The organism is Streptomyces sp. NPDC027962, from assembly GCF_055566095.1.
Window position 1 is genome coordinate 9,597 of record NZ_JBVHTA010000008.1, and the last position, 16,856, is coordinate 26,452.

General features: G+C 72.3%; 15 protein-coding genes. 3 read left to right on the top strand and 12 right to left on the bottom strand.

Going from position 1 to position 16,856, the window contains the following annotated elements; all coding sequences use genetic code 11:
* Positions 1-692: 692 nt before the first annotated feature.
* The 7 genes from ACZ4SA_RS10015 to ACZ4SA_RS10045 all read right to left on the bottom strand — a co-directional run bounded on the left by ACZ4SA_RS10015 (position 693) and on the right by ACZ4SA_RS10045 (position 6,128).
* Positions 693-1,148 (bottom strand): CBS domain-containing protein, encoded by a 456-nt coding sequence (locus ACZ4SA_RS10015; protein WP_468271902.1) that lies wholly within the window; start codon positions 1,146-1,148, stop codon positions 693-695.
* A gap of 101 nt (positions 1,149-1,249) precedes the next feature.
* Complete coding sequence (locus ACZ4SA_RS10020; RefSeq protein ID WP_468271904.1) at positions 1,250-1,933, bottom strand: DUF305 domain-containing protein; 684 nt, start codon at positions 1,931-1,933, stop codon at positions 1,250-1,252.
* 5 nt (positions 1,934-1,938) lie between these two features.
* Positions 1,939-2,583: a DUF3105 domain-containing protein gene (locus ACZ4SA_RS10025; protein WP_468271906.1), complete on the bottom strand. Its 645-nt coding sequence runs from the start codon at positions 2,581-2,583 to the stop codon at positions 1,939-1,941.
* A gap of 67 nt (positions 2,584-2,650) precedes the next feature.
* Positions 2,651-3,028 carry a hypothetical protein gene (locus ACZ4SA_RS10030; RefSeq protein ID WP_468271908.1) on the bottom strand — a complete coding sequence of 126 codons (378 nt, stop codon included), beginning with the start codon at positions 3,026-3,028 and terminating at the stop codon, positions 2,651-2,653.
* Positions 3,029-3,136: 108 nt separating this feature from the next.
* The gene (locus ACZ4SA_RS10035; protein WP_468271910.1) at positions 3,137-5,263 is read right to left on the bottom strand and encodes an MMPL family transporter; all 2,127 of its coding nucleotides are present in this window, start codon (positions 5,261-5,263) and stop codon (positions 3,137-3,139) included.
* A gap of 233 nt (positions 5,264-5,496) precedes the next feature.
* Positions 5,497-5,751, bottom strand: coding sequence for a hypothetical protein (locus ACZ4SA_RS10040; protein ID WP_468271912.1), 255 nt, complete (start codon positions 5,749-5,751; stop codon positions 5,497-5,499).
* Complete coding sequence (locus tag ACZ4SA_RS10045) at positions 5,748-6,128, bottom strand: ArsR/SmtB family transcription factor (RefSeq protein WP_468271914.1); 381 nt, start codon at positions 6,126-6,128, stop codon at positions 5,748-5,750. Before ACZ4SA_RS10045 ends, ACZ4SA_RS10040 begins: the two co-directional genes overlap by 4 nt.
* A 224-nt stretch (positions 6,129-6,352) precedes the next feature.
* Here ACZ4SA_RS10045 and ACZ4SA_RS10050 point away from each other — a divergent pair, with 224 nt between their 5' ends.
* The gene (locus tag ACZ4SA_RS10050) at positions 6,353-7,714 is read left to right on the top strand and encodes a glutamine synthetase family protein (protein WP_468271916.1); all 1,362 of its coding nucleotides are present in this window, start codon (positions 6,353-6,355) and stop codon (positions 7,712-7,714) included.
* Positions 7,715-7,966: 252 nt separating this feature from the next.
* The gene (locus ACZ4SA_RS10055) at positions 7,967-8,194 is read left to right on the top strand and encodes an antitoxin (RefSeq protein ID WP_468271919.1); all 228 of its coding nucleotides are present in this window, start codon (positions 7,967-7,969) and stop codon (positions 8,192-8,194) included.
* Positions 8,195-8,272: 78 nt separating this feature from the next.
* Here the strand turns inward: ACZ4SA_RS10055 and ACZ4SA_RS10060 are convergent, their stop codons facing one another.
* The 5 genes from ACZ4SA_RS10060 to ACZ4SA_RS10080 form a co-directional block, all read right to left on the bottom strand.
* Complete coding sequence (locus ACZ4SA_RS10060; RefSeq protein ID WP_468271921.1) at positions 8,273-8,965, bottom strand: class I SAM-dependent methyltransferase; 693 nt, start codon at positions 8,963-8,965, stop codon at positions 8,273-8,275.
* A 75-nt stretch (positions 8,966-9,040) separates the two neighbouring features.
* Positions 9,041-10,162: a class I SAM-dependent methyltransferase gene (locus ACZ4SA_RS10065; protein ID WP_468271924.1), complete on the bottom strand. Its 1,122-nt coding sequence runs from the start codon at positions 10,160-10,162 to the stop codon at positions 9,041-9,043.
* A gap of 174 nt (positions 10,163-10,336) precedes the next feature.
* Positions 10,337-10,768 (bottom strand): VOC family protein, encoded by a 432-nt coding sequence (locus ACZ4SA_RS10070; protein ID WP_468271927.1) that lies wholly within the window; start codon positions 10,766-10,768, stop codon positions 10,337-10,339.
* A 40-nt stretch (positions 10,769-10,808) separates the two neighbouring features.
* Positions 10,809-11,336, bottom strand: a complete 528-nt coding sequence (locus ACZ4SA_RS10075) for a pyridoxamine 5'-phosphate oxidase family protein (RefSeq protein WP_468271930.1) — start codon at positions 11,334-11,336, stop codon at positions 10,809-10,811.
* A gap of 70 nt (positions 11,337-11,406) precedes the next feature.
* Positions 11,407-13,548: a PIG-L family deacetylase gene (locus ACZ4SA_RS10080; RefSeq protein WP_468271933.1), complete on the bottom strand. Its 2,142-nt coding sequence runs from the start codon at positions 13,546-13,548 to the stop codon at positions 11,407-11,409.
* 303 nt (positions 13,549-13,851) lie between these two features.
* On the opposite strand from ACZ4SA_RS10080, the gene ACZ4SA_RS10085 reads away from it, so the two are divergent.
* Positions 13,852-16,839, top strand: a complete 2,988-nt coding sequence (locus ACZ4SA_RS10085; protein WP_468271934.1) for a bifunctional [glutamine synthetase] adenylyltransferase/[glutamine synthetase]-adenylyl-L-tyrosine phosphorylase — start codon at positions 13,852-13,854, stop codon at positions 16,837-16,839.
* The last annotated feature ends 17 nt before the right edge of the window (positions 16,840-16,856 follow it).

The following is a 16,856-nucleotide window of genomic DNA, read 5'->3' on the forward strand; positions in this document are numbered from 1 at the left end:
CCGGTGCTCGGCAACGGAACCGTGAGGGCGCCCACGTCCTCGCCACTGACGACGGCAGATTTCCGCCGGCCGGCCACACACGGAGCCGCTTCGCCCGACGGGCTCTGCGGGTCTTCTTCCGCAGGTCTGGCGGCCTGGGGGACCCGCGCCCGCGCGCCTCAAACGCCGGCGGGGTTTGATTCGCTCACGCCGGCGGGCCGGTGCTCGGCAACGGAACCGTGAGGGCGCCCACGTCCTCGCCACTGACGACGGCAGATTTCCGCCGGCCGGCCACACACGGAGCCGCTTCGCCCGCACCTGGGCAGACCGGCGTCGGGACAGCGCGCCTGACGTGGGTCCCCCGGCCCACGGCGGTGCCGGCCCGCTGACCTCACCAGGCGTCCGGCGGCCGCCCGCCTGCCGCCGCGGCATGTTCCGGGGCCAGGCGGTGGCCGGGAAAGCGCGCGGGAGGCACCGCGAGAACACACGGGAAGGACCGCGAGACGCCGCGCGGGCCCCGCCCCGGCCACAACCTGCCGGGACGGAACACCCAGCACGGTCGCGCCGCCCGCCGCGCCCCGCCCGGGGCAGCCCCCGGACACGCCGCCCGTCGTCCGGGGCAGGACAGCCCGCGGGACACTCCGCCCCGCGCCCGGGGCGGGGCGGACCCGAGGGCGGAGCGCCCCACCGGGGACAGGACGCGCCGTGCCTCGTCAGGTCATCGCGCCCGCGTTCGTCAACCGTTCCGTCCCGCTCTCCGCGTACACCCGTTCCGCCCACCCGGCCAGCTGGTCCTCGCTCAGGTGCTGGGCCAGGTCGGCCTCGCTGATCATGCCGACGAGGCGCTTGTTCTCGATGACCGGCAGGCGGCGGATCTGGTGGCCCTGCATCTCCCGCAGGACCGCTTCGACGTCCGCGCCCGCGTCGATCCAGCGCGGTGTGCCCTTGGCCATGGCGCCGGCCGTGACGCGGGACGGGTCGTGGCCCATGGCCACGCAGCCGACGACGATGTCGCGGTCGGTGAGGATGCCGCACAGGCGCTCGTCGGCGTCGGCGATCGGCAGCGCGCCCACGTTCAGCTCGCGCATGAGCTGCGCCGCCCGGTCGAGGGTCTCGTGTTCGGGGATCCACCGGGCCCCCGCGTGCATGATGTCCTTCGCAGTGGTCATGGGTCGTGCCTCCTGGATGCCGTACGGCCCCGAGCCACCCCATTCTCTTTGCGCCGTCCGGGGTACGCGACCGCAGTCGCGTACCCCGGACGGCACGCACATCAGGTGCGCGGCTCCGCGCCGCGCTTGTGGAGCAGGTCGACCATCAGCTCCACCTCCGACGCCTGCGCGTCGACCATCCCCTGCGCCAGGTCACGCTCCACTCCGACCGCGCACTGCTCGACACAGCCCTTGGCCATGGCGATGCCGCCGTTGTGGTGGATGATCATCAGCTGCAGGTAGAGGATCTCGGCCTGCTTGCCGTTCAGCTTGCCCAGCCGCTCCAGGTCGGCCCTGGTCGCCATGCCGGGCATCAACGCCCCGTCGTCGGCCGTGTGGCCGGCGGAGTGCCCGCCGTGACCGGAGTGCTGAGAGGCACCGGCCTCGGCCTCCGCCGTCATCCACTCCATCGGCTCGGCGTCCGCGGAGAACTTCGGCAGACCCCACAGGTCCAGCCACCCCAGCATCATGCCGCGCTGGTTGGCCTGGGTGTTGGCGATGTCGTACGCGAGCCTGCGCACCTCTTCGTCCTGCGTGCGGTCGCGGACGATGAACGACATCTCCACCGCCTGCTGGTGGTGTACCGACATGTCACGGGCGAAGCCGGCGTCCGCGGACGCCGTCGTCGGCGTACCGCCGCCGGAACCGGACCCCGGCCCGCCCCCCGCGGAGGCCACCGTGGCGGCCCCCGCGAACAGCAGGGCGAGCGCGACCGCCGTGACGGCGGCCCAGTGCGTGCGCGTCATGCCCCTCACTTGCCGCTCAGTCCGCCCGTGCAGGCCGCGCCCGGCTCGGGGGTCTGCGAGCCCTGCACGTACTTGGTGAAGAACTGGCCGACGCGCTTGTCGTCGGCCGAGTCGACCGTGACCTGCTTGCCCCAGGCGCTCAGCATGATCGCGCCCTTCTGATCCTTGTACGGGCTCATCAGCGAGTACGGCGTCTTCTTGACCTTCTCGGCGAGCTTGTCCACATCGTCCTCGGTGGCCTTGTCGGTGTAGGTCACCCACACCGCGCCGTGCTCGAGGGAGTGGACGGCGTTGACGTCCGGGATCGGCTCCTTGTAGACGTCGCCGTTGCAGTTCATCCACACCTGGTGATGGTCGCCGCCGACCGGGGGCTGCATCGGGTAGCCGGCCGGCGGGACGTGCTTGCGGCCGAGCTTCTTCGCGTCCCAGGTCTGCTCGTCCTTGACGGGAGCCTTCGCCTCCGCCTGACGCTGCTCCTTCTCCTCGGACTCCTTGTTGAGTACGAAGAGTCCGAAGCCGACGAGGCCGGCGACGACGAGGCCGCTGATGCCGATGGTGAGGATGCGGTTGCGGCGCTCGCGGGACTGCTCGGCGCGGCGCATCTGCTCTATCCGGGCCCGGCGGTCGTTGGTGGCGTTACGGGAAGCCATGGTGGCGTCGTCCTTCGTGAGATCTGCGGAATGGGGTTCAGCGGTGCGTGCAGGGCGTGCGGCCGTGTCACGTCCGCAGCACTTGAAGGACGTGCAGATCCGGGGCGCGTGCGAGCACTCCGGTACGGTCCGGCCGGCCGGCGTGCGCCGGCTGATCGGGATACGGGGGCTGGGCGCCCGCCGTCACCGGGGCGTCCAGCGGCGGCGCGGTGAGCACCGCGGGGCTCAGCACCGGCAGCAGCCGGCAGCCACCGTCGTCGTACGGGCAGCTGTAGACGGACGCCGACACCGGCTGGTGCGTCGGGAACGCGGTCTCGCCGCCGCCGTGGTGCGGACCTGCCGGGCCGAGGCAGACGAAGAGCACGCCGAGGAGCGTCGCCACGGCGCTCAGCAGAGCCGTGGAACGCGTGGTGCGCGAGAGGCGGTCGGTCCGCGAACCCCCCATGGCCGCAGATCGTAGTAGGCGCGCGCCCCCGTTACCGCAATCGGGCGACAAACAGCGACCCCGCAGGGCCCCGCCGCGACGCGACGGGGCCCTGCGGGGCCGGTTGCCTCAGACGTGCTCGGCCGCGCGTCCGGCCCGCGACCGGGGGCTCACCGCGTCCGTGGTGGGCCCCTGCGGGCCGGCCCTGAACAGCCGCCCCGGCCACCAGAACCAGCGGCCCAGGTCGAGGGCGAGTGCCGGCACCAGCACCGTGCGGACCAGGAAGGTGTCGAGCAGCACGCCGATGCCGACGATGACGCCCATCTGCGCCATGGTCACCAGCGGCAGCACCGCGAAGACCGCGAACGTGGCGGCGAGCACGACGCCCGCGCTGGTGATGACCCCTCCGGTGGTCGTCAGCCCCTCCAGCACACCGTGTACGTGGCCGAGCCGCTCCGACTCCTCCCGGACCCGGTGCATCAGGAAGATGTTGTAGTCGATGCCGAGGGCGACCAGGAAGACGAAGCCCATCAGCGGGATCGACCAGTCGACGCCGGCGAAGCCGAGGACGTGCTCGAAGAGGAGGTTCGAGGCGCCGAGGGCGGCGAAGTACGAGAGGACGACCGTGGCGAGCAGCAGGACCGGCGCGACGATCGCCCGCAGCAGCCACACCAGGACGAGCAGCACCACCAGCAGCACGACCGGCACGACGGTCCGCAGATCGCGGTCGGCAGCCCGCTGGGTGTCCAGCGTCTGCGCGGTCGTGCCGCCCACCAGGGCGTCGGCCACCTCGGCCCGGTCCACCGCGGAGCGCAGCGCGTCGATGGTGTCCTTCGCGGCGTCGCTGTCCGGAGCGTCCTCCAGGACGACGGACAGGGTCGCCAGCCGGCCGTCGGGGGTGCGCTCGCCGTCGTCGACCCGGGCGACACCGTCCACCCGGGAGACGGCGGCCTCGACGGCGTCGGTGTGCCCGGCGTTCACGACGACCGTCGCCGGGTCGGAGGCGCCCGACGGGTAGTGCGAGGAGATCCGCTCCTGGGCGACGACCGACTCGGGCTTGTCCTGGAACATCTCGGACTGGGTGAGGCCCATGCTGATCCCGAAAGCGCTGAGCGCCAGCACCCCCGTGACGCCGACGGACATCAGCCACGACCAGCGCGGCCGGCGGGCGACCATGGCGCCGATACGCGACCAGACGGTGACGGACCCGCGCGCGGGCGTGCCGTGCCGGGGCACGAACGGCCAGAACACCCAGCGGCCCGCGATCACCAGCAGCGCCGGCAGCACCGTGACCATCGCCAGGAAGGCGCACACCACGCCGACCGCGCCGACCAGCCCCAGGGACCGCGAGGAGTTGATGTCGGCGAGGGACAGACAGGCGAGGCCGACCGCGATGGTGCCCGCGGAGGCGAGGATCGCCGGGCCCGAGCGGTGCAGCGCGAGCTTCATCGCCGTGTGCCGGTCCTCGTGGCGGTGCAGCTCCTCGCGGTAGCGGGCGATGAGCAGCAGGGCGTAGTCGGTGCCCACACCGAAGACGAGCACCATCAGGATGCCGGCGCTCTGCGGGTCGACCGGCAGGCCCGCGTACGTGGCCAGCAGGTAGGTGCTGACCTGGGTGAGGACGGCGGCGAAGCCGACGGACAGCAGCGGGAACAGCCACAGGACCGGGCTGCGGTAGGTGATCAGCAGCAGGAACGCCACCACAAGACCGGTGGCGATCATCAGCGTCGCGTCGAGCGTGTCGAAGACCGCGACCTGGTCCATCAGTGAGCCGGCCGGACCGCCGACCTCCACATCGAGGCCGGGAGGCGCGTTGGCGCCGGCGATCTCCCGGATCTCCTCGACCTTGTCACCGAGGCCGTCCTCCGACGAGAGCGGCACGACGACCATCAGGGCCCTGCCGTCCTCGGACGGCAGCACGGGCGGGACATGCTCGCCCTTGGCGGCGAACGCGGAGAAGGCGGCCCGGTCCACCTCCGCCTTGGCGCGGGCCGGCGCGCCGACCGTCCGCTCGCTGCTGTAGACGGTGACGACCGGCATCAGCGCGTCCGTACGGAACTTCTCCAACTCCGTGTTGACCTGCGCGGATTCGGCTCCGTGGGGGAGGAAGGCGTTCGGTCCGGACTCCTCGACCTCGCCGAGCTTTCCGGCGAGCGGGCCGAGCGCGACGGCGAGGATCACCCAGCCGACGAGGACGAGCCACTTGGTGCGACCACCACCCGGCGCAGCGGCCAGGCGCTTGAGCAGCGCTTTCATGAGTAATCTCCTGTGTGTGGAGTTCTGGTCGCACGGGACCCGCACCGCGGCGTGAGGCTTCGCAGACCTGTCGCGGAGTGGGTGGATGTGCGTGAGTTGTGTGCTCCATGGATACGGCCGGGAGTTGCAGCTCCCGGCCGTATCAGGCCGGCTCCGGCCCTGTTCGCCCGGCCGTGTCGAGCGGCCGGTGGGGCCCGTGTCCGCCCCGCCGTAACAGTGGCCGGGTGCGGCCCCTATTCGATCTCGCGCATCATCTTCTCCATCGAGGCGAGCGAGACGCGCGTCTGCGTCAGCTCCTCGAGATTGCGCCGGTGCAGCTCCGTGCTGTCCTCGAGCAACTGCGCGTATTTGACGGCCAGTTCGCGGTAAGCGGCGTCACGGGCCGCCAGCGAGCGGGCCCGCCACGTTGCGGCGATCTGCCAGGCGATGACGATGCAGAGGAGGAAGAAGCCGGCGGCGCCGACTGCTCCGACCGTGTTCCCGTTCACTCCGCCGTCTCCTTCGTCCTCATCGGGTCCTTCTCCTTCTTCTCCTCGTCGGGCAGGGTCCTCGCCGCCGCGGCCACGACCTCGGGCGTCAGTGTCAGGCAGAAGGGCGTCAGCTCGAAGTACTTCATCGCCTTGCCGCCGTCGGACAGCTCCAGCGCTCCCACGACCAGCCCGGCGGCCTCCAGCCGCTGCAGATGCATGTGCAGCAGGGGCCGTCCGATGCCGAGCTCCCGTGCCAGCCGGCTCACGTAGTCCCGCCCGTCGAGCAGGGCTGCCACGATCCGCATCCGGTGCGGGTTGCCGAGCGCGGAGAGGATCTTGAGCAGCTGGTCACCGGTGGGCCCGGCACCTTCCGGCGGGGCCGGGTTCTCGCTCATCGCCGTCCCTTCGTCCCGTACCTGTCAGTTCAGACTGACGCACCCGCGAGGGGGTGTCAAAGAAACCTGACACATGTCCGGGGGGAGTGAGGGGGGCCTCAGGGTCGTCTCGGGGTGGGCCCTGACCCACAATGGGCTCAGCCGCGTGCGCAACGTCCCCGAAACCCGCGGATGGGATGCTCGATACAGCAGGTACGCGCCGTGACCGGCAAGGATGGGTGGAAATGGACAAGCAGCAGGAATTCGTGCTCCGTACGCTCGAGGAGCGCGATATTCGCTTCGTACGCCTGTGGTTCACCGATGTGCTCGGCTTTCTGAAGTCGGTCGCCGTGGCACCCGCCGAGCTGGAACAGGCCTTCGACGAGGGCATCGGCTTCGACGGATCCGCCATCGAGGGCTTCGCCCGCGTCTACGAGTCCGACATGATCGCCAAGCCGGACCCCGGCACCTTCCAGATCCTGCCCTGGCGGGCGGAGGCCCCCGGCACGGCCCGGATGTTCTGCGACATCCTGATGCCGGACGGATCCCCCTCCTTCGCGGACCCGCGTTTCGTGCTGAAGCGCATCCTCGCCAAGACCTCGGACCTGGGCTTCACCTTCTACACGCACCCCGAGATCGAGTTCTTCCTGCTCAAGGACAAGCCCGTCGACGGCAGCCGGCCCACTCCCGCGGACAGCTCAGGCTACTTCGACCACACCCCGCAGAACGTCGGCATGGACTTCCGCCGGCAGGCCATCACGATGCTCGAGTCCATGGGCATCTCGGTCGAGTTCAGTCACCACGAGGGGGCGCCCGGCCAGCAGGAGATCGACCTGCGGTACGCGGACGCGCTCTCCACCGCCGACAACATCATGACGTTCCGCCTGGTCATGAAGCAGGTCGCGCTGGAGCAGGGGGTGCAGGCCACCTTCATGCCGAAGCCGTTCTCGGAATACCCCGGCTCCGGCATGCACACCCACCTCTCTCTCTTCGAGGGCGACCGCAACGCCTTCTACGAGTCCGGCGCCGAGTACCAGCTCTCCAAAGTGGGCCGCTCGTTCATCGCCGGCCTGCTGGTGCACGCCGCCGAGATCTCGGCCGTCACCAACCAGTGGGTCAACTCCTACAAGCGCATCTGGGGCGGCTCGGCCCGCAGTGCCGGCGCGGGCGGCGAGGCCCCCTCGTACATCTGCTGGGGCCACAACAACCGCTCGGCCCTGATCCGCGTCCCGATGTACAAGCCCGGCAAGACCGGCTCCGCCCGCATCGAGGTCCGCTCCCTGGACGCCGGCTGCAACCCCTACCTGGCCTACGCGGTCCTGCTGGCGGCCGGCCTCAAGGGCGTCGAGGAGGGCTACGAGCTCCCCGCGGGCGCGGACGACGACGTCTGGGCGCTCTCCGACGCCGAACGCCGCGCGATGGGCATCGCCCCGCTGCCGCAGAACCTGGGCGAGGCGATCGACCTGATGGAGCGCAGCGAGCTGGTCGCCGAGACGCTGGGCGAGCACGTCTTCGACTTCTTCCTCCGCAACAAGAAGCAGGAGTGGGAGGAGTACCGCTCCGAGGTCACGGGCTTCGAGCTGCGCAAGTCGCTGCCGGTGCTGTAGACGCGGGTGGCGCGTCCGTTCCCGCGCCTCCCTGACGGCCGCGGTGCCCCTCGGTGGGGCAGCCCCGCCCAAGATCATCCGCGCGATGGCAGCCGTCAGGATACCGGCGCGACGGTTGTGACCGGTGACGCGCCGCCGACCCGGGTATCGAGGACAGAGACGGTCCTAGATCTCCCCTGCTGGGATGCGAACCCCACCGGGTGCGCCGACCCTGGAGGGAACGGGGGTCCCTGCGTCGAGGAGGAAAACCCCATGTCCATGATGGACAAGCTCAAGAGCATGCTCAAAGGTCACCCCGAGCAGACGAACCAGGGCATCGAGAAGGCCGGCGACTACGTGGACGACAGGACCCAGGGCAAGCACCGCCGTCATGTGGACACGGGCCAGGAGAAGATGCGGGAGCAGTTCGGTGGCGGCGGCACCGGTGGCACCGGTGGCACTCCCGGCCAGGAACGCCGCGATGAGCCGCCGGCCCCGTAACCGCACTCGAACCGCCCTCGTGTGAAACGGCCCGGTCCGGGTCGGCGGGCGCGCCCGCCGACCCGGACCGTCGCGCGTCTACACCCGGCCCCGCTTGCGGGCCAGCAGGTAGGCCTGCGGCGTCTTCTCGTCCGGCTCCGCCTCGCGCACCAGACGCGCCCGCATCTCGAACCCGGCTTCGCCGAGCTGTGCGACCACCGTGTCCGGCTGCATCCGGTGGAAGTCGAGCGAGATGGAACGGCCGAATCCCTCGGTGTGCCGTGAGATGTCCGACCCGACCTGGAAGGCGAGCACCAGGTGCCGGCCCGGCCCGAGCAGCCGGTGAAATTCCGCCAGCACGGCCGGAACCAGGGCCGGTGGCAGGTGGATCAGCGAATACCAGCCGACGATCCCGTGCAACGAGCCGTCGGCGAAGCCGCCGAGCTTCGTCATCGAGCCCTCGTCGAAACGCAGTTGCGGGTACGTCTGGCGGGCCAGCGCGACCATGGCAGGCGACAGATCGACCCCTCTGACGTCCACCCCGAGACTGTCGAGATACGCCGTCACCCGCCCGGGCCCAGACCCGAACTCCACCACCGGTCCGCCCCCGTCCGCCGCCACGGTTTCCGCGAACGCGGTGAGCATGGCACGGGCAAGGGGTTTGGCCTCCGGCTCGGTCTTGAAGAGCTCCGCGTATCCCTCGGCGATGGCGTCGTACGAGGTACGGGTGTCGGTGAGGAAGGCGTCCTGCAACGGGTGGGCCGTCATGGATGGCGAGTGATCGGATTCCATGACGGCCATGGATACCAGCCGCCTCTGACAGTCCGCTTCCGACAGTGACGAGAGCGACGAGAGAGCGGGTGGTTCTCAGCCCGCGTCGTCGAGCCGGGTGGCGCGCAGGAGTTGGACGCGCCAGGGGGTGCGCGCCGCGTCCGGGTCGGTGCGGATACGGGTGCGCAGGCCGGCCTCGAAGCGGTCCGCCAGCGTGTCGGGGCCGTTCGGCGTGCCGGAGAAGGGGCCGAGCGACGTCAGGAGGGAGGGGCCGAAGGCCGCCATGAAGGTGGCCGCCGCCTCGGTCGCGTAGGCGTCGAGGTCCCCGTCCGCCGAGAAGCGTTCGTGCACCGGGTCGTGGAGGACCACGAGCGCGTGCTCCTCCAGGCGGTACCGCTCGGCGAGCGGGCCCTCCCGGAAGTCGTGCAGGAATTCGGCCGTGGTCCGGTTCCAGGTGGGGATCGTCGCCCGGTCCAGCTGGGAGGCGAGCATCGCGCCGTCGGCCACCAGTTGCTCCAGCTCCGCCACGACCATGTCGAAGAGGCCCTCCGCGCCGCTGAGGCCGTCGTCCGTCGCCGCGCCGCCGACGACCACCAGTTGGCCGCCCACGGCCAGCTCGGCCGCGCGGTGGGTGAGGAACGCCGCCCAGTCCTGCGCCGACTGCTGCCGCAGCGCCTCGCGCGCCGCACCGCTCGCGCGGGAGCAGTAGACGTGTCCGGCGATGGGCATCGGCACCCGCGACAGCCAGTGCACCGCGATCGTGCTCCAGGCCAGGTGCAGTTCGGCGGGCGGGAAGAGCGGTTCGTAGAAGGAACGGCCCTCGGCGTACGAGAACACCCCGGGCAGGTGGGCGTAGGAGTCGCCGCCGTTCAGCGTGCGGAACAGCGCGCCGAAGTCGTTGCCCGGGATGTCGGTGTGGGTGACGCAGACCGGGACCTCGGCGCGCCTGCCGCGGACGGCGTCCACCGTCCGCGCCATCGGGGCGAGCGAGTTGGCGCCCGAGGCGCACCCGAGGTCCGCCACCCGGAAGGGGCGGCCGTCGCCGGGGAGGGGTGCCGCGGCCAGTGCCCGGTCCAGCAGGGCGAAGGACGCCTCCGTGCCTTCGTGCTGGGCGGCGGAGTGGCGGCTGTAGCCGCCTCCCATGACTCCCGTTCCGCCGCTGACTCCGGTCCCGCCGGTGACTCCGGTTCCGTCGCGAACGGTTCGTGCGCTGTCCATGCGGCCTCCCGCGCAGGCGAGCAGTTCAGGTCCGGCCCCGCCCCGTCCGGCCCTGTCCCCCGGGGCACCGGGAAGTGCCTCCTCCCAGCGTAGGCCGCACCGCCGGGGCCGGCCGCTTCACCGTCGGAGGACGGGGCACCCCCGGGACGCCCGGCTCCGGCACAGCGCGCCCTGTCAGCGCTCCGACAGCGGTGACGGCGCCTCCTGCACGCACCAGCTGTTGCCGTCGGGGTCCTTGAAGAACATGAACGAGTTCCACTCCTCGCCCGGGCCGTCCGCCCAGCCGCTCTCACCCACGTGCTGGATCGTCGTCACCGGGACACCGCGCGACATGAACTCGGAGTGGGCCGTCGCGATGTCCGTGACGCACAGCTGGAGGCCGTGGAGGGTGCCGGGGGACATCGTGGGCTGCTCCGGGTGCTCCGGCATGCCGCTCATCAGCACGATCGAGCAGCGTGAAGCCGGCGGGGTCAGCTGGATGACCCGCATGCCGGGGACGACCTCCGAATCGAGGTCGACCTTGAATCCGCAGGCTTCCGAGTAGAAGGTCTTCGAGCGGTCCATGTCCGCGACGGGGACGGTGACGACCTCGAGGGTCAGTTCCACGGTGGTTCCTTTCGTCGGGTCCGGCGCGTACCGGGCCGCGTCAGCGGTTGAAACGCCAGCGGGTCTGGCCGTACAGGTCGCCCTTCGCGAAGCCGAAGGCCGTCCGCGGCGCCACCCGGAACACCACGGCCTCGACACCCTCGCCGACGAACACCCCGTCACCGACCTCGAACGTCCAGTCGGGACCGTACTTGTCCACGTAACGGCCCGCCAGGGCACGCAGGCTCGGCTCGTCGGTCACCTGGACCGCCTCGCCCTCGACCACCACGTCCGTGCCCTTGGTGAGCGAGGGGAGCCCGGTCGTGAGGACGACCTCCCGGTTGTGGCGGAGGTTTTTCGCCTTGCGCTCCTCGGCGCCCGTGCAGAAGTGCAGGGCGCCGTCGTGCCAGACGGCGATCAGCGGCGTGACGTGCGGGCGGCCGTCGGGCCGTACGGTCGTCAGCCAGAAGACCTCGGCGTCGCGCAGCTGGGCGAGCGCCTCGGACCAGCCGGCCGGCGACGCCTTCGGGTCGCTGTAGCGGGCATCCAGTTCCGGCGGGGGCTCTGACAGGGGCTCGGCCGTGGACATGGCACGTCCTCTCGCTTCGCGTGACGGGTCAGCGAATGTGTAGACCGGCCCGGTGCCCCGTACTCATCGGTCAGCCGACCGGCCCCCACCGGCCGCCCGCCGAGGACCAGTACAGGCGGCCGTCCTGGCCCACGGCACCGACGCCCGCGTCGGCTCCCGCCGGCGCGCCGACGAACAGCGGCCCGGCCGACTGCCAGGGCACCCGGTCGGCCGGTTGCCACCGCGCCCCGCCCGCGGACCGGCCCGCCGTGCGCGCGCCCGGCTTCGGCAGCGAGGTGCCCGGCACGCCGGTTCCCGAGCGGACGGCGAGTACCGCGCTGTCCGCGCCCGAAACACTCACAGGGCCGAAGCCCGCGGGTCCGCCCAGCTCGACGACGGGGGAGGCCAGGGGTCCGGAGAACCGGACCGTGCGGACGTCGCCGGAGACGGGCCTGCGGAACCAGAGCCGTACGCCGTCGGCGTCCGGCGTCGCGCTCAGCGCCAGCGTCGTCGCCGGCAGCCGGGTCGCCGCCGGGCCGCTCAGAGGGGCGCCCGGGGTCGCCTGTGTCCAGGACAGGACCGACTGCGGCGTGGCGACGAACACATGCTGACGGCCGCTCGCGTCCGAGGCCACGGCCGGGTCGCCGTGCAGGTCGCGGCCGCCGCGTTCCTGCCACGCCGGGGCCCACGCGCCGTCCGTCCGCTGGGCGCGGGAGCTGAGTGAGTGGTGGCCGTTGCGGAGGTAGACCGTGATCCGGCCCGCTTTGTCGACGGTCGCGGCGGGGGCGCTGATGTCGGACACGCCGGAGGCGTCGTCGCGTTCCGGGCTGCCCAGCGAGTGCCACGGCCCGAACTCGCCGTCGGGCGTGCGCTGTACGGCGGTGACGACGTCCCTGCGGTAGTCGGCCGGGCCCCCGCCCAGCGTCGTACGGGTGGCGAAGACCGCGATCCGGCCGTCGTCCAGCCGGACGGACGTGACTCCGCTGTCGAGCCCCGTGCCGGCCAGCAGCCGGGGCCCTTCCCAGACTCCGTCGGCCGACCGGTGCCACACCGCGAGGCGGGTGTCGAGCACCGAGAACGCCCAGGTGCCGCCGCCCGCGCCCGGCTGCACCCATGACGTGGACTCGCCGCGGGTGTAGCGGACGGACTCGGTCCACCCGTGGCCGCCGGGGCGCGCGGCCACCTTGCGGTCGCCGCACCCGGCCTGCTCGTCGCCGCAGTAGTTCTCGTCGTCCATCCACGCGTATGTCCGCATGGTGCGCAGCTTCGCCGCGGCCGTCTCGGGATCGAGGGTGCGCGGCAGACCGCTGGTGCGGTAGCCCAGGTAGTTCTGGACGGAGAAGGCGGGATGGCCGGGCACCGCCGCGTACTGCGCGAGCGCCGCCTGGGCGAAACGTGCGCCGTACATATGGTCCTGATGGTCGGAGTACCGGCCCGTCGCCGCGGTCAGACCCGGCGTCGGGTCCTGCATCCGCACATGTGTCGGCGCGAACCGCTCCAGCAGCCCCGCCACCGTGTCGACGACCTGCCGCTTGCTGTACGCGAAGTCCCGCTCGACCGGGCTGCCGGAGGCGAGCTGCGACCGCAGCCGGTCCACCCGGCCGTCCCACAGGCCGTGCAGGCTGCTGGGCCGGTCCCCGTGGATCGACCCCGCTTCGCGCAGCTGCACCCACACCAGGCTGATCCGGGGGCGCGCCGCCAGGACGTCGAGCTCGGCCGTGCCGCCGCCCGCGGTGCGTATCGCGGTGCGCCGCCAGGGGCTGGTGCGGTCGCCGGTGGCCATCTCCGCGTACGCCGCACGAATGCCGTTCTGCCGGGCCTCCGCGTAGCGCTCCTTGTCGGCGGCGGGCGGGGCGACGGGAGCCATTGGGCCGGTGCGGGCGGCGTTGACGCCGTCGGACTCGCCGGCCGTCAGATAGACGGAGGTGAGGCGCTGACCGGACACGGCGGACCGGCGGGTGTCCGGGTTCATGAAGAACAGGTCGTCGTCCGGGTGCGCGACGATCTGCATCACCGACGCGGTTCCCGGGCGGGCCGCCGTGGCCGGCTTTGTCCCGTGCCCGCCCGGCTCGGCCGGGGGGCGGGCCCCGGGGGCCGCCCGGGGTACGTCGGAGGTGGCGATGTCGGCGCCGAGGAACCAGCCCATGCCGACGAGCGGGGCGATGACGAGGGCCGCCGCCGGGCCACGGCGGGACGGCAGGGCGAAGCGGCGGAGAAGCCCGGACGAGCGCATTCGGTGGTGCTTTCGGTGTTCAGGTCGGTCAAGGTTCTGACCGGCGAGAACATGGATCACCGCTGGTCGGCCGTGAAGACGGAGATACCGAGGATGCGGTTCACCGGGGCGGAAATGTGCGGAACATGGTGTATCTCACGTGCCGCGTACGTCACTTGTGGAGTACGTCACCGGCCGCCGGTCCACACGGCCCGCGCGCCGGGACACGGCTCCGCGTGGTCCGCCGGGGCCGCTCGGCCGCCCTGCGGCTACGCTCGGGCGCACAGGGCGGCATGGGCGACACGGCAGGACGGGAGAACCGGGATGACGGTTCCGGGGCGCAGGAGCAGTACCTTCACCCGGCTGCTGAGGCACGGTTTCACCGACGCCTCCGCCGCCGGCCGGCTCCTCGACCTCCCCGACATGTCCTCGGTGCGCAGCGATCCCGTCCTCCTCGACGCCCTCGGCGCCACGGCCGACCCGGACCTCGCCCTCCGCGCGCTCGTACGCCTCGTCGAAGCGCACGAACCGACTGAAAGGCGACGGTTCCTGGACAATCTGGTCACGGCGAAGCCGCTGCGCGACCGGCTGCTCGGCGCCCTCGGCGCGTCCGAGGCACTCGGCGACCACCTGGCCCGCCACCCGCACCACTGGCACGCCCTCGCCACCTACGAGTCCGCCGATCTCCACCCGGGCGTCGCCGAGTTCGAACGCTGCCTCGCCGACGCCGTCGACGTCGACTCCCTGCGCGTCTCCTACCGCCGCTGCCTGCTCGCCATCGCGGCCCGCGACGTGTGCGGCACCACCGACGTCTCGGAGGCCGCCGCCGAACTCGCCGACCTGGCCACCGCCACCCTGCGCGCGGCCCTCGGCATCGCCCGCGCCGCCGCGCCCGACGACGCCGCCGCCTGCCGGCTCGCCGTCATCGCCCTGGGCAAGTGTGGCGGCCACGAGCTCAACTACGTCTCCGACGTCGACGTCATCTTCGTCGCCGAACCCACCAACGGCACCGAGGAGGCCAAGGCCCTCCAGGCCGCGACCCGGCTCGCGTCCCACCTGATGCGCATCTGCTCGGAGACCACCGTCGAGGGCACCATCTGGCCCGTCGACGCCAATCTGCGGCCCGAGGGGCGCAACGGGCCGCTGGTGCGCACGCTCTCCAGCCACCTCGCCTACTACCAGCGCTGGGCCAAGACCTGGGAGTTCCAGGCCCTCCTCAAGGCCCGGCCCGTCGCCGGCGACCCCGCCATCGGCGAGGCGTACATCGAAGCCGTCGCCCCGCTCGTCTGGCAGGCCGCCGAGCGCGAGAACTTCGTTGCCGACGTGCAGAAGATGCGCCGCCGCGTCGTCGACAACATCCCCGTCGCCGAGATCGAACGCGAACTCAAACTCGGCCCCGGCGGTCTGCGCGACGTCGAGTTCGCCGTCCAGCTGCTGCAACTCGTGCACGGCCGCAGCGACGCCACCCTGCACAGCGGCACCACCCTCGAAGCCCTCCAGGCCCTTGCCGCCGGCGGATACGTCGGACGGGCCGACGCCGCCCAGCTCGACGAGGCGTACCGCTTCCTTCGCGCCATGGAACACCGCATCCAGCTCTACAAGCTGCGGCGCACCCACCTCGTCCCCGAACAGGAGGCCGACCTGCGCCGCCTCGGGCGCTCCCTCGGCCTGCGCACCGATCCCGTCGCCACCGTCAACCGGGAGTGGAAGCGGCACGCCTCCGTCGTACGCCGGCTGCACGAGAAGATCTTCTACCGGCCGCTGCTCGACGCCGTCGCCCAGCTCACCCCCGGCGAGACCCGGCTCAGCCCCAAGGCGGCCGGCCAGCGCCTGGAAGCCCTCGGATACGCCGACCCGGCCGCGGCCCTGCGCCACCTCGAAGCCCTTGCCTCAGGGGTCAGCCGCAAGGCCGCCATCCAGCGCACCCTGCTGCCCGTCCTGCTCGGCTGGTTCGCCGACTCCGCCGACCCCGACGCCGGCCTCCTCGGCTTCCGCAAGGTCTCCGACGCGCTCGGCAAGACCCCCTGGTACCTGCGGCTGCTGCGCGACGAGGGCGCCGCCGCGGAGAATCTGGCGCGTGTCCTGTCCGCCGGCCGGCTCGCGCCCGACCTGCTGCTCCGCGCCCCCGAGGCCGTCGCCATCCTCGGCGACCCCGGCGGGCTGCGGCCGCGCGGCCGCGACCACCTCGAGCAGGAGGTCCTCGCCGCCGTCGGCCGGGCCGACACCGCGGAGGCGGCGGTCGCGGCGGCCCGAGGAGTACGCCGCCGGGAGCTGTTCCGTACCGCCGCGGCCGACCTCATCGGCTCCTACGGCACCGAGGACAACCCCGCGGAAGGCGACCCCGGCACACTGGTCGACCGCGTCGGCGACGCCGTCACCGAACTCACCGCCGCCACCATCGCCGGCGCGCTGCGCGCCGCCGTACGCGACAAGTGGGGCGACACCCTGCCCACTCGCTTCGCCGTCATCGGCATGGGCCGCTTCGGCGGCCACGAACTTGGCTACGGCTCCGACGCGGACGTCCTCTTCGTGCACGAACCGCGGGACGGTGCCGACGAGCAGGAAGCGGCACAGGCGGCCGCCGCGGTCGTCTCCGAGATGAGCCGGCTGCTGCAGCTGCCCACCGCGGACCCGCCGCTGCTCATCGACGCCGACCTGCGGCCCGAGGGGCGCAACGGGCCGCTCGTGCGCACACTCGCCTCCTACCGGGCGTACTACCACCGCTGGTCGCTGGTCTGGGAGAGCCAGGCGCTGCTGCGCGCCCTTCCCATGGCGGGCGACCTGTCCCTCGCGGAGGCGTTCATCGAACTGATCGACCCCCTGCGCTACCCGCGCGAGGGGCTCGGCGACGAGGCCGTGCGGGAGATCCGCCGGCTCAAGGCGCGCATGGAGTCCGAGCGCCTGCCACGCGGCGCCGACCCGACACTGCACACCAAGCTCGGCAGGGGCGGCCTGAGCGACGTCGAATGGACGGTCCAGCTGCTCCAGATGCGCCACGGCGCGGCAGAGCCGGGCCTGCGCACGACCCGCACCCGCGAGGCCCTCGCGGCGGCCCACGCGGCGGGCCTCATCGCCGCGGACGACGTCCAGACCCTGGACGAGGCCTGGGTCCTGGCGACCCGCGTCCGCAACGGCGTGATGCTGGTCCGCGGCCGCGCCGGCGACACGTTCCCCTCGGAGGCGAGAGAACTCGCGGCGGTGGCCCGGTATCTGGGCTACGGCCCGGGGCACGTGGGAGACATGCTGGACGACTACCGCCGCGTGACGAGACGGGCGCGAGCCGTGATGGAGTCGATCTTCTACGACGCGTAGTCAACCCGGCCCCGCCG